Source organism: Paractinoplanes globisporus DSM 43857, assembly GCF_000379645.1.
In the GTDB taxonomy this organism is placed as follows: Bacteria; Actinomycetota; Actinomycetes; order Mycobacteriales; family Micromonosporaceae; genus Actinoplanes; species Actinoplanes globisporus.
Map to the genome: position 1 here is coordinate 1 of NZ_KB903324.1, position 11,899 is coordinate 11,899.

Annotated in this window: 13 protein-coding genes; 3 read left to right on the forward strand and 10 right to left on the reverse strand. The window is 71.1% G+C overall.

The features are described from left to right. Window positions 1–21 precede the first annotated feature (21 nt). Window positions 22–468 (forward strand): YhjD/YihY/BrkB family envelope integrity protein, encoded by a 447-nt coding sequence (locus tag A3CQ_RS64445; protein ID WP_157296734.1) that lies wholly within the window; start codon window positions 22–24, stop codon window positions 466–468. Between the two features lie 145 nt (window positions 469–613). Here the strand turns inward: A3CQ_RS64445 and A3CQ_RS0135485 are convergent, their stop codons facing one another. The 5 genes from A3CQ_RS0135485 to A3CQ_RS0135505 all read right to left on the reverse strand — a co-directional run bounded on the left by A3CQ_RS0135485 (window position 614) and on the right by A3CQ_RS0135505 (window position 5,242). Then, a complete protein-coding gene (locus A3CQ_RS0135485; protein WP_020515707.1) occupies window positions 614–1,387 on the reverse strand; it encodes an ABC transporter permease in 774 nt (257 codons plus the stop codon). Then, complete coding sequence (locus A3CQ_RS0135490) at window positions 1,384–2,364, reverse strand: daunorubicin resistance protein DrrA family ABC transporter ATP-binding protein (RefSeq protein ID WP_020515708.1); 981 nt, start codon at window positions 2,362–2,364, stop codon at window positions 1,384–1,386. The genes A3CQ_RS0135485 and A3CQ_RS0135490 overlap by 4 nt, the downstream gene beginning before the upstream one ends. A 136-nt stretch (window positions 2,365–2,500) precedes the next feature. Then, entirely contained in the window at window positions 2,501–3,376 is an 876-nt protein-coding gene (locus A3CQ_RS0135495; RefSeq protein ID WP_157296736.1) for a permease prefix domain 1-containing protein, read from the reverse strand. A 5-nt stretch (window positions 3,377–3,381) separates the two neighbouring features. Next, window positions 3,382–3,768, reverse strand: a complete 387-nt coding sequence (locus A3CQ_RS0135500) for a PadR family transcriptional regulator (protein ID WP_157296738.1) — start codon at window positions 3,766–3,768, stop codon at window positions 3,382–3,384. A gap of 40 nt (window positions 3,769–3,808) precedes the next feature. Continuing rightward, entirely contained in the window at window positions 3,809–5,242 is a 1,434-nt protein-coding gene (locus A3CQ_RS0135505; RefSeq protein ID WP_026206568.1) for an MFS transporter, read from the reverse strand. A gap of 87 nt (window positions 5,243–5,329) precedes the next feature. Here A3CQ_RS0135505 and A3CQ_RS0135510 point away from each other — a divergent pair, with 87 nt between their 5' ends. Next, window positions 5,330–6,031, forward strand: coding sequence for a TetR/AcrR family transcriptional regulator (locus tag A3CQ_RS0135510; protein ID WP_020515712.1), 702 nt, complete (start codon window positions 5,330–5,332; stop codon window positions 6,029–6,031). Window positions 6,032–6,088: 57 nt separating this feature from the next. Then, a complete protein-coding gene (locus A3CQ_RS58000; protein ID WP_020515713.1) occupies window positions 6,089–6,682 on the forward strand; it encodes an alpha/beta hydrolase in 594 nt (197 codons plus the stop codon). A gap of 18 nt (window positions 6,683–6,700) precedes the next feature. Here A3CQ_RS58000 and A3CQ_RS58005 read toward each other — a convergent pair whose 3' ends face one another. The 5 genes from A3CQ_RS58005 to A3CQ_RS0135540 all read right to left on the reverse strand — a co-directional run bounded on the left by A3CQ_RS58005 (window position 6,701) and on the right by A3CQ_RS0135540 (window position 11,845). Next, window positions 6,701–7,300 carry a TetR/AcrR family transcriptional regulator gene (locus A3CQ_RS58005; RefSeq protein WP_020515714.1) on the reverse strand — a complete coding sequence of 200 codons (600 nt, stop codon included), beginning with the start codon at window positions 7,298–7,300 and terminating at the stop codon, window positions 6,701–6,703. A gap of 61 nt (window positions 7,301–7,361) precedes the next feature. Then, complete coding sequence (locus A3CQ_RS0135525) at window positions 7,362–8,660, reverse strand: epoxide hydrolase family protein (RefSeq protein ID WP_026206569.1); 1,299 nt, start codon at window positions 8,658–8,660, stop codon at window positions 7,362–7,364. A 107-nt stretch (window positions 8,661–8,767) separates the two neighbouring features. Beyond that, window positions 8,768–9,571 (reverse strand): class I SAM-dependent methyltransferase, encoded by an 804-nt coding sequence (locus A3CQ_RS0135530; RefSeq protein ID WP_020515716.1) that lies wholly within the window; start codon window positions 9,569–9,571, stop codon window positions 8,768–8,770. Between the two features lie 79 nt (window positions 9,572–9,650). Continuing rightward, complete coding sequence (locus A3CQ_RS0135535) at window positions 9,651–10,637, reverse strand: helix-turn-helix domain-containing protein (protein ID WP_020515717.1); 987 nt, start codon at window positions 10,635–10,637, stop codon at window positions 9,651–9,653. Window positions 10,638–10,708: 71 nt separating this feature from the next. Continuing rightward, the gene (locus tag A3CQ_RS0135540) at window positions 10,709–11,845 is read right to left on the reverse strand and encodes a hypothetical protein (RefSeq protein WP_020515718.1); all 1,137 of its coding nucleotides are present in this window, start codon (window positions 11,843–11,845) and stop codon (window positions 10,709–10,711) included. Between the last annotated feature and the right edge of the window lie 54 nt (window positions 11,846–11,899).

An 11,899-nucleotide genomic window follows, 5' to 3' on the forward strand; every position in this document is an offset into this window, starting at 1 on the left:
GTGCGCGGCACGCTCAGCGGCATGACCGCGATCGGCCTGTTCATCGCCTCGTTCCTGGTCCTGTCGCTGCTGGTCGGCCTGTTGCGCCACGCGCCGGCCGGCTCGGTCCTCGCGTTCGTGGTGCGCGTCGTCGCCAACACNGCGGTCTGGCTCATCCTGCANAGCCTGTTGCTGTCCCGGCGGATCCCGATCCGGCGGCTGCTACCGGGCTCGGTCGTCATCGCCGCGGGCAGCGCGATACTCGGCCTGTACTCGGCGCTGTGGATGCCTCGGGTGATCGAGAACAACGCCACCCGCTACGGCATCATCGGTATCACGTTCGCCCTGCTGACGTGGCTGATCGTCGTCGGCTTCTGCCTGGTGGCCGCCGCCGTGATCAGCGCCGAGATCGGTGGCGCTCCGAAGGCCCAGCACCGGCAGGCGATACCCGACCGCCCCGGCGGCCCGGCCACGCAGCAAAGCGGCTGAATACAGCAGCGCAGCACGGGCGGTCGGCGAACTCGAGCATCGGTCACGGTAGTGCGCCGAACCGGGTGACTGGAGAGCCGGGCCCTCAGGGCCCGGCTCTCCGCCGGCTGCCGATGGATCCGCCGGCGTAGTTCCGCGACCGGGCTTACAGGGAACGCTGGTGGAAGCGATAAGCGCGCGCCGCCACCCACGCCATCACCGCCGCGAGTGCCGCCAGCAGCGCCACTCGCCCGGCCACCAGACCCCAGTCCGGGTTCGCCTTCAGGGCCTCCCGGCTGGCCACCGCCGCCCAGTCCACCGGATTGAAGCGGGCCACCCGCGCGACCCACCCCGGCATGAGCTCGGGCGCGATCATGATTGAGGACAGGAAGGCCAGCGGCAGCACCAGGAACTGGGAGACGGCGATGAGCGCCTCCTGCTGGTGGACCACGAGCGCGGTCGCGTTGGAGAGGCCGGCGAAGATCAGGGCGATCAGGACCGCGCAGGCCAGCACGACCAGCACGCCGGTGCCGCCGCCGGGGTAGCGGGCGCCCGCCAGCAGGCCGGTGGCGAACATGATCAGTGACTGGACGACGGTGACCAGGGCCTGGTGGGTCAGGCCCGCCGTGACCAGGGCGCCGCGGCGGATGGGGGAGGTCAGGGTGCGGTCCATCACCCCGCGTTCCATGTCCTGCACGATCGACGTGCCGGCCCAGCCGGCGGACATCATCGCGGTCATCACCACGACGCCGGGGGTGAGGTAGTCCAGGTAGTTGCCGCCGAAGCCGGGCAGCTCCGCGATGCGCCGGAACAACTGGCCGAACAGCAGCAGCCAGACCATCGGCTGGACCAGCGTGAACAGCAGGTACGCCGGCTGGCGGGACAGGGTGCGCAGCGAGCGCCCGGTCAGCAGTCGGGCGTGGGTCAGAGCGAGTGTCATGCCGCCACCGCCACCCGGTCGGCCTCACCGAAGCTGCGCCCGGCGTGGTGCAGGTACACGTCGTCGAGCGACGGCCGGGCCACCCCGACCGAGGCCAGCTCGATCCCGGCGTGGTTCAGCGCCGCGAGCACCGTGGGGAGCGTGCCGGGTCCGTCGGCGACCCGAGCCTGCAACGCCCCGCCCTCGGCGACCACGGAACCGACTCCGGCGACCGTCTCGAGCAGGGCGCGAGCCCGCAACACGTCGGACTGCCGGGCCAGACCGGCCCGGATCGTGTCCCCGCCCAGCTCGCTCTTGAGCTGGTCGGGCGTACCCGAAGCGACCACCCGGCCGGCGTCCACAATGGCCAGCCGCGCCGCCAGGTGGTCGGCCTCTTCCAGGTAATGCGTGGTGAGCAGCACGGTCAGCCCGTCCTGCCGGGCCAGCCGGGCGATCTCCGCCCACAGCTCCATGCGCGCCTCCGGGTCGAGGCCGGTGGTCGGCTCGTCCAGGAACAGCACGCGCGGCCGGTGCATCAGGCCCATGGCCACGTCGAGCTTGCGCTGCATGCCGCCCGACCAGGTGCCGGTCAGCCGGCGACCGGCCGCGGCCAGGCCGAACCGTTCCAGCAGCCCGGCCGCGCGCGAGCGGGCATCCCGGGCCGAGGCGCCGTGCACGCGCCCCTGGAGGACCAGGTTCTCGAGGCCGGTGGCCATCGGATCGAAGCCGGGCTTCTGCGAGACGTACCCGATGAGGCGCCGGACCCGTTCGGGGTGCCGGACCACGTCGAGACCGCAGACCCGGGCCTCGCCGCTGTCCGGCCGGCTCAGGGTGGTGAGGATGCGGACGGTGGTCGACTTGCCGGCGCCGTTCGGGCCGAGGAGGCCGAAGACGATGCCGGGTTCGACCGTGAAGCTCAGGCCGGTCAGGGCATGGACCATTTTCCCGTACGTCTTGGTCAGCTCCACCGCCTCGATGGCGGGTGCCGGTGTGGGCATGGTGTTCTCCTTCAAGGAAAGGTGAAGGAGGCGCTGAGCTACCGTGATTGTTTGCGGGCACGCACGGTAGTCCACGACTCCGGTGTGTCACACGTGGCCGCGGTGTTGGCGCACCGCGGCCACGGTCTTGCGAAAATCAGGACTCGGTCACGAACAACATGCGGGCGACCAGGATCATCATGATCACCAGGCCGCCGACGATCGCGAGCCACGACCACAGCCAGCCCACGGTCAGGGTCAGCAGGACGAAGACCGCAATCGCGATCAGCCAGATGACCAGGGTGTAGATGCCGAACCGGGCCGCGGCCGAGGGGTCCTCGGAGAAACGGTCGCCGATCGCCGCGTGCGACTCGGCCATGCGCATCACCCACTGCTTGTGCCGGTTCGTCTGGGTCGCGCCGAGGTAGGACAGGATCCCGACGCCGGCCACCACCAGCACCGCGCCGGCGAAGACCCAGGCGAGATCGGCGCCGCGCAGGTAGAGCCAGCCGCATCCCAGCCCGGCGAGCGTCAGCGCCGCTCCCGCGCCGTACAGGATGGCTCGGTTTGAAGGCATGGGATGGTTGCTGGTGGTCTCCTGATGCAGCGCGTCGGCGGTGATGGCACCGCCGGCCAGCGCGACGACGAGCGCCGCGACCGCCTCGCCGGCCAGCGCTACCCCACCGGCCGTGGCGGCCAGCGCCAGCACGGCCAGCCCGGTGACCCCGATCGCCGAGAGGATCACCGTGCGCAGCACGAACGCCGGACGAGGCCGGACCCGGAGCAGCGTGCTCGCCCCGTACGCGGAGGACTCCGTCCCCTCGATGATCGAGTGGATGTCGCCGAGTTCCTCCATGGCCCGGCGGGCGGCGGCGCCGCCGGAGAGGCCCTCGGTCTGCAGCTCGGCGGTCCGGGCGACCAGATTGGCGCGTACCTCCTCTTTGAGATCTTGCCGTTCGGGGGTCATCTCGATGCCCGCGAACGCCTCGTCGAGCAGCCGATGGACGTCCGCGGTGTCGCTGGGGTTGGTCACGATGATCACCTTCCGGAGGCCGAATCGCGGGGACCGGCGTTCCGGTCCAGCTCGAGCAGGGTGTCGATGAGGTCGCGAGTGAGTGCCCAGGCCGCGACGTTGCGGCGATACACCGCCCGCCCGGCGTCGGTGATCCGGTAGTACTTGCGCCGGCCGCCCTGGCTCTCGTCGCCCCAATAGGCCTCGATGAGACCGTCCTTCAGCAGCCGCCGATACGTCGCATACAGCGTTGCCTCTTTGATCTCGTGCCGACCGCCGGTCGCGTCCCGGATCCGCTTGAAGATCTCGAACCCGTACCGGTCGTCGCCGCGCAGAACCGCCAGCACGATCGTGTCGGTATGGCCGCGCAGCAGGTCGGCCGCGAGCACATCCACGCCCGTTTCCTCAATCACAGCGACTACTGTATCAGGCACAGTACCTGACGCGACATACCTAAATCGGGCCTCCGGCCTTGCGCGTACGGAGGAAAGCCCAGCCGACCAGTGCCGCGGCGACGACGGTGAGCGCGAGACCCGAGATGGTGACCGCCCGCTCGAACTCCGCGGCCTGCAGGGCACTCCAATGCGCGCTGGCGATGTCGCCGGTGAACAGCGCGGCGAGGATGGTGCCGGTGACCGCGATGCCGGCGCCGGAGGTGACCTCGCTGGCGGTGTCGGTGAGCGCCGCGCCGATCGTGGTCCGGTTCTTCGGCAGGCCGCGCAGCACGTTGACCGCGGCCACGACGCCGACCACGCGCAGCCCGGCCGCCACGAGCACCAGGGCGACCGCGACCCAGACGTACCCGAAACGGCTCAGCAGCCCGTAGACCGCGAGGCCGGCCACGACGGAGGAAGCGCTGAGCCACGCGGCCCGGTCGAGACCGACCCGCTCGACGAACGGGCCGACGAACGCGCCGCCGGCGATGAGCACGACGACCTGCGGCAGCATGCCGAGGGCGGCGAGTGCGGGCGACCATCCCCAGGCGAGCTGCAGTTGCAGCGTCACCAGGTAGCCGAGGCCGGCGATCGCCATCCCGGCCGCGGCCTTGTAGGCCAGGCCGGCGGAGACGAGCGGGCGAGCGACGAGCTTGAGGTCGAGCAGCGGAAACCGGGCCGAGCGCTGGCGGGCGACGAAGAGAATCGCGGCCAGGACGGACGCGGCGGTGACCGCCCACGGCGCCCACGATCCGGTGCCCTCGTTCACGAACAGCGTGGGTGCGACCAGCGCGAGCACGATCGTCGCCGTGCCGAGCACCGCCCCGCCGGCGTCCACCGGGTCGCGGTGCAGGTCGGCGGCGTCGTCGGCGGCGATGCCGGCCCGGATGCCGATCATCGCGAGCACGGCGATCGGCACGTTCACCAGCAGCAGCACCTGCCAGGGCGCGAACGAGAGCACGAAGCCACCCGCCGTCGGGCCGATCGCGAGCCCGATCAGGCCCACGGTCGAGATCAGCGTCGTCGCGCGGACGCGCAGGCCGTCGTCCTCGAACAGCCGGAAGGCCAGCGCCATCGACCCGGGGGTGGTCATCGCGGCGGCGACGCCCATCACCGCCCGGACGGCGATGAGCTGCTCGGCGGTGGTGACGAACGCGGTCGCCAGGCTGGTGAGGCCGAGCAGCGCCAGCCCGATGAGCATGATCCGACGGCGGCCGAACCGGTCGGCCATCGCGCCGAAGACCAGCATCAAACCACCGAAGACGACCGCGTACGCGCCGGTCACCCACTGCAGGGCGACGGTGGAGGCGTGCAGCTCACGGCCGATCGTGGGCAGCGCGACGTTGAGGATCGAGTTGTCGAGCATCTCGAAGAGGAACACGGCGGACAATCCGGCCAGGGCGACCCAGGCCGTCCGCAGCGACTGAGGTTGGCGATCTGTGAATACGAGCACCGTTCCAGCATAGAACGGTGCTCGTATTAATACGAGCGGCGTTCGTATGATGCGGAACACTGCTCGCCGGTTCGCTAGACTGCGGGAATGTCACCGACTCCCGAGGAACGGCGCGCGGCACGGCACCAGTTCGGCACCGTCGCGAGCCCGCCCACGGCCCGGCGCGGCCCGTCCCGCGGGAGCAAGCAGCCGATCACCGTCGACGCCATCATCGACACCGCGTTCGGCATCGTGGCGCGCGAGGGATATGACGCGCTCACGATGCGGCGCCTGGCCACCGCGCTCGAGACGGGCTCGTCGTCGCTCTACGCCCATGTGGTCAACAAGGAGGACCTGGACGAGCTGCTCATCGGCCGGCTGTGCGCCGAGATCGACCTGCCCGAGCCCGACCCCGGCGCCTGGCGGGAGCAGATCGTCGGCGTCTGCGCCCAGCTGCGCGACCAGTACCTTCGCTACCCCGGCATCTCCCAGGCCGCCTTCGCCGCGGCCCCGTCCAACCTGGACACGCTGCGTCTCAGCGAGGGCATGCTCGCCATCCTGCTGGCCGGCGACATCGCCCCGCAGACCGCCGCCTGGGCGATCGACGCGCTGACGCTCTACGTCAACGCGTACTGCCTCGAGGCGTCCCTGGAAAACCGGCGCCCCGGCCGCGACGAGATACTGCGCCGCTTCGCCGCGCTGCCCGACACCTTCCCCCAAACCAAGCGCTACGCCGCCGAACTGACCTCCGGCACCGGCCACGACCGCTTCGACTTCACCGTCCGCCTGATGATCGACGGCCTCGTTTGACAGTCCCTGGCCCTCGCCGTCGAACCGCGCCGATTCGACGACATCGCCTACCGCGCGGTGCCGGAACTCAAGCTCGACATCCTTCGTCCGGCGACCGAACAGCTGCTGCCGCTGGCGGTCTTCCTGCCGGGCGGCGCGTTCATCTTCTCCAACCGGGTGAACGCGTACGCCCGGCGTGCCTTCGTCGCCGAGTCCGGGTTCGTGGTGGCCAGCGTCGAGTACCGGACGACCACCAGCAACGCGTCCTACATCGATTCGATTCAGGACATCCGCGCCGCCCTCGGCCACCTCGTCGCGCACGCCGACGACTACGGGATCGACCCGCGCGGTGTCGCGGTCTGGGGCGAGTCGGCCGGCGGGTACCTCGCCGCCATGACCGCCGATCCGGTCACCTACCTGCACGCGAACGCGACGGAACCGTCCTTCCTGCTGTTGCACGGCACCGCGGATGTGCTCATCGCACCCAGCCAGACCCAACGGCTGCACCAGGCACTGCTCGCTGCGGGAGCGGACAGCACCCGCTACCTGCTGCGGGGCGCCAACCACGGCGACCTGGCCATCGGCGACCCGGAAGGAGCGTTGCCCTGGTCGAGCACGACCACCATGGGCATCATCACCGAATTCCTGCACAGCCACCTCGACCGGCGTTGATGACCGCCGGTGCCGCGGTCAACCGGCAATGGTCCCGAGCAGGCCGGTGGCGATCAGCGACGCGGCGGTCTCGATCGTCATCTCCCGGTCGACCGCCACACTGCCGCCGGCGAACTGGCTGTAGCAGAAGTACTCCAGCAGGCACACCACGGCCAGGGCCGACATCCGCGCTTGCGGCGCTGAGATGCCGGCCTTGGCGTCGAGAATGTGGTTCGCCCAGATATCGATCTGACGGTCCCGCAGATCGTCGTTGAACCCCTGGAACTCCGCGTTGAGCATGGACGCCTGCAGGATGCCTCGCCGTTCGGGCAGGTATTGCTCGTACGTGGTCCAGAAGGCCTCGACATGCCGCCGGACATCGTCGACGGTCCGCAGGCCGTGGTCGTCGCCGACCTGCTCGAGCACCACCGCGTGCAGAGCCTCCTCGAAGTCGGCCGCCAGGGCCCGCAGCAGCGCGTCCTTGTCGGTGAAGTACCGGTAGAACACCCCGGCCGCCTTGCCCGCCTCCGCCGTGATGTCGGTGACCTTGATTTCGGCGTAGTTCTTGGACACCAGCAACCGGCGGGCGGCGTTCTTGAGCTCCTCCTCGGTGCGCTTGCCCTTGGTCCGCTCCGGCACGGTCGCTCCCGTCGGCGTCGAGATGAATACGACGCCATCTTCACATAGCCCCGCGCGGGGGTCAGCGGAGGTAGCGGAACGCCGCGCGGAGCTCGTCGGTGAACAGGCTGGGCTCCTCCCAGGCGGCGAAATGACCGCCCCGTACCGGCTGGTTGTAGTAGTTCAGCGTCGGGTAGACGGCCGCGACCCAGCTGCGCGGCGCCTGGAAGATCTCGCCGGGGAACGCGCTGAAGCCGACCGGCACCTTCACCGGCGGCGGGGTGGCGCCGGCGCCCGCGAGCTGGGCCTGGAAGCTCTCCCAGTACACCCGGGCGGCGGAGACGCCGGTTCTGGTCAGCCAGTAGAGGCTGATGTTGTCGAGGACGTGGTCGCGGGTGAGGTTGCCGGCCGCGGCGCCGCCCTGGAACGTACGGGAAATCTTGAGGTAGCTGTCGGTGTCGTGGTCGAGCAACCAGGCCGCGAGCGCGGCGGGGGAGTCGGAGAGCGCGTAGCCGATGGTCTCCGGCCGGGTGGACTGCTCGAGAAGGTAGGCGTTCCCGGTCGTGCCGAACGCGGTCACCGCGGCCGCCGCTGCCTGCTCCTCGGCGGTGCCGGTCGGGAACTTCACGCCGCCGAGCGCGGCCAGAAGCAGGTTGAGGTGAATGCCGGTCAGGCCGGACGGGGCGAGGCGACCCAGGGCATCGGTGACGCCCGCGCCGACATCGCCGCCCTGGGCCACGTAGCGGGAGTAGCCGAGCCGCCGCATCAGCTCGATCCAGGCCTTCGCGATGCGGGTCGTGTCCCAGCCGATCTCGGTCGGCTGCCCGGAGAAGCCGAAGCCGGGAATCGACGGAATGACCAGGTGGAAGGCGTCCGACGCCCGCCCACCGTGGGCGGTCGGGTTGGTGAGCGGGCCGGTCGCGTCGAGGAACTCGACGATCGAGCCGGGCCAGCCGTGGGTCACGAGCAGCGGCAATGCGTCCTTGTGCGGCGACCGTACGTGGACGAAGTGGATGTCGACGCCGTCGATCTCGGTCGTGAACTGCGGCAACGCGTTGAGCTTCGTCTCGAACCGCCGCCAGTCGTACCGGGTCGTCCAGTACTTGACGAGCGCCCGGGACGTCGCCAGCTGCACGCCCTGCGAGCGGTCCGCGACGAGTTCCCGGGCGGGCCAGCGGGTCGCGCCGGCGCGGTGGCGCAGCGCGGTGAGCTCCGTGCCGGGAACCGCCACCCGAAAGGGGCGGATCCGGTTCGTGCCGGTGGCTGTGGCGGCACCGGCCGGCGCGGCGCCGAACGGGCCGGCGGCGGCGGTGGCCGCGACGGCGAGGCCCGCGGCGACGCCGCCCTGCAGCACCGTCCGCCGAGTGGGTCCGGAAGTCATGGGCTGATCCCTTCGTGATCCGTATCGGATCGAAGCCTGCCCGTGGCATCGGCCCGGGCGAGCCCGTGGACAACCCTGGTCGGATCCCTGGTAAGGCTGCCCGTTGGTCACCGCGCCGGGACGCTGGCCCACGCTCCGAACATCGGCGGGCCCAGCACGCAGCCGTCGGCGACGAGTGTCTCGGCCAGCAGCCGGTCGGCCAGGGTCGGGGGATCGACGTCGGCGCGGGTCGCGACGCCGTGCAGCTCCATCAGCGGCACGGTCGCCGAGATCACGTTGGCCCAGGCCCAGGCCGGCGCCTCCGGGCCGCCCGCGGCGAACAGCTCGACCAGCAGGTCCGGCGCCGGCAGACCGGCGACCCGGAACATCGTGAACAAGGTCAGCCCCAGCCGCCGTTCGATGCCGGCCTTCTCGAGCGCGGCCAGGAAGTAGCCGTGCGCCTCCGCCCAGCCCGGGGTCAGCGGGGTGGCCGGCAGGTACGCCAGATCGGCCTCGTGGACGCAGATCACTCCGCCGGGCCGCAGCCGCGAGGCGGCCTGGCGCAGTGCCGTGACCGGGTCGGGCAGGTACATCAGAACCAGCCGGCCGGTCACCGCGTCGAAGCCGGGCTCGATCCCGTCCAGGGTCTGCACGTCGCCGACCCGGTACTCGATGTTCGGCGCGTCGGTCCGCCGCCGGGCCAGCTCGACGGCCGCGGGGTCGCGTTCCACACCGACCACCGCTCCGCGGGGACCGACCAGCTCGGCGGCCAGCCGTGCCACGTTGCCGGCCCCGCTTCCCAGATCGAGCACCCGCATGCCCGGCGCCAACCCGGCCCGCTCGAGCAGGCGTCGCGTGAGCGGATCGAATACCTGTCCCTGAGCGACGAGTCGCTGGTCCTCGGCAACGCGGTCCGCGAACGGGTAAGTCATCGCCACCAACCTTCTTTCCTGTTCCGACAAGTGAAGATGAGAAACAGGGTGGCGGCAGGCGGCGCCGTACGTCGTTGGGTCAGCGCGCAGAGCTGTTCACAACGCGTGCGAACCTGCGGTACTCCACCGGCGGCAGGCCGTGCGCGGTACGGAAGGCCCGGCTGAAGTCGGCGGCGCTGGCGAAGCCCCACCGGGCCGCGATGGCCGCCACCGGGCGGGCGGCCAGGCCCGGATCGGCCAGGTCACGGCGGCACCGCTCCAGGCGTCGTGCCCGGATCCAGCCGGCCACCGTCAGTCCCTCGTCGTGGAAGAGCTGGTGCAGCGACCGCAGCGACATGTGGTGGTACGCGGCCACGCCGGCCGGCGACAACTGCGGGTCGCTGAGATGCTGCTGGATGAAGCCCTGGACGGTGACCAGCAGGGCGTGCCGGCGGGCCTCGGGCGTGCTCCAGTCGCCGATCTCCAGTTCCCGGGCCAGCCGGGTCGCGAGGATCTCGAGGGCGGCGGTGGACAACCGGGCGGCCTCGGTCGGGGTGCAGTACTCGATGTTTCCGGCCAGCTGGAGCAGGAACTGGGCGGTCAGGTCGCCCATCCCCGCGGTGGCCGGGATGCGTACCGCGGTCAGATGTTTGCTGCCGCTCGGCGACAGCGGCAACAAGGACGGCGGGAACATGAACGTCATCACCCGGGTCGGCCGCTCGTCGACACCGCAGGAGACCTCGTACGGCCGGCGGGTGTCGTAGAACGCGAACTCCCCGACCGACAACCGCGCCTGCCGGCCACCCTGATCGACCACCGAGGAGCCGCCGGCGCAAACAAGGAAGAGCTTCAGCATGTTGGGATCGGCCTGCGAGATCAGGTCGGTCGTTCGGCGAACCGTGATCGGCCCGATGTCCATCACCACGACCTGCATCGGGCCCAGGCCGCTGGCCCGGAACTCCCCGCGGTAGTCCGACGGGCACCGGCCTCGGCACTCCATCGGCACCCACATCGTGGTGGACAGCTCCCGGATGAAGTCGAACCGGTCGGCCGGGGGCGTGTCAGCGGTGGTGACAAGCGTGCTCATGGCTCCTCCACCCAAGGAGAAGCCATGAGCGTACGCCGATGTCCCGCTCGGAAAGGACGCCTACCGGACACCTATCGGCGTTCCAGGATCAGGGGAGTGCCCGGTGCGACCGCGGACTGATTGCCGACCGCCCAGGTGTGCGTGGTGCCGGGCCGGGCCGATACCGCCCAGAGGTCCGGAGCGCCGGCGCTCGGCGCGGCCACCTGGGTCCACTGCGTGCCGTTCCAGTGCTCGGTGAGCGGCGCGACGTACGGGGTGTCGCTCAGCAACTGCGGGCCGACCGCCCAGACGTCGTTGGCCGCGCGGGCGCTCACGCCCCGCAGGTACCCGCCGTTGCCGGGGATCGCGGGTCCGGTCACGACCGACCAGGCGGTGCCGTTCCAGTGCACCGTGGCCGGCTGGGTCGTGTCCTGGACCGTGGCCGGGTCGAGCTGCCCGACGGCCCACGCGTCCGTGGCGCTGACCGAGGTCACCGACCACACCCGCAGGCCCGTCGGCATCGGCACGAGCGACCACGCCGTACCGTCGAAATGGATGGCGAAGGCCGCGGTGACGTGGCGGCGCGGGGAGTAGCTGCCGACCGCCCAGACGTCGTTCGCCGAGCGGGCCGCGAGGGCCGTGAACGAGCCGGGGCCCACGCCGCTCGGGTTCGGCGACGGGGTGGTCACGCTGCTCCAGGCTGTGCCGTCCCAGTGCTTGACGGTGTCGCCGACCGCCCAGGCGTTGGCCGGGCCGACGTCGGCGACGCCCATGAGGGTGCCGGCGCCGGGCACGGACACCGGGGTCCAGGCGGTGCCGTTCCAGTGCATCGCGATCGGGGACACGACGATCGAGTAGCCCGGCGGGTGGGTGCTCACCGAGCCGACCGCCCACGCCTCGTCGGCGGCGCCGGCGCTGACGCCCCACAAGCGGGTGCCGATGCCCTGCAGCGGCACGGGCACATCGGTCCAGGCCGTGCCGTTCCAGTGCAGCGAGATCGGGTACGTCGGCGCGCTGCTGGGCGGCTGTACGTAGCCGACGGCCCACGCGTCGGTGTCGGTCCGCCCGTCGACCGCCTGAAGGCTGGTGAACTGCACGTCGGGGTGGGGTACCGGCACCTGGCTCCAGGCGCCCGCGGCGGCCGTCGCCGACCCGGTCGCGGCGATGAGGGCCGTGATCGTTGCCGTCGCGGTGAGGGTCAGTGTGAGGGGCAGGCGTCGTGATCGCATCGGCTCTCCTCTTCTCCGTGGAGCCAGCCTGACCAACCCGCCTGACGCGGCACT

Excerpts from the sequence above, each read along its gene's own strand:
- A3CQ_RS0135535 (WP_020515717.1), bottom strand. The coding sequence starts at position 10,637 with ATGAGCACGCTTGTCACCACCGCTGACACGCCCCCGGCCGACCGGTTC.
- A3CQ_RS0135490 (WP_020515708.1), bottom strand. The coding sequence starts at position 2,364 with ATGCCCACACCGGCACCCGCCATCGAGGCGGTGGAGCTGACCAAGACG.
- A3CQ_RS0135540 (WP_020515718.1), bottom strand. The coding sequence starts at position 11,845 with ATGCGATCACGACGCCTGCCCCTCACACTGACCCTCACCGCGACGGCA.
- A3CQ_RS0135510 (WP_020515712.1), top strand. The coding sequence starts at position 5,330 with ATGTCACCGACTCCCGAGGAACGGCGCGCGGCACGGCACCAGTTCGGC.
- A3CQ_RS0135485 (WP_020515707.1), bottom strand. The coding sequence starts at position 1,387 with ATGACACTCGCTCTGACCCACGCCCGACTGCTGACCGGGCGCTCGCTG.
- A3CQ_RS0135530 (WP_020515716.1), bottom strand. The coding sequence starts at position 9,571 with ATGACTTACCCGTTCGCGGACCGCGTTGCCGAGGACCAGCGACTCGTC.
- A3CQ_RS0135525 (WP_026206569.1), bottom strand. The coding sequence starts at position 8,660 with ATGACTTCCGGACCCACTCGGCGGACGGTGCTGCAGGGCGGCGTCGCC.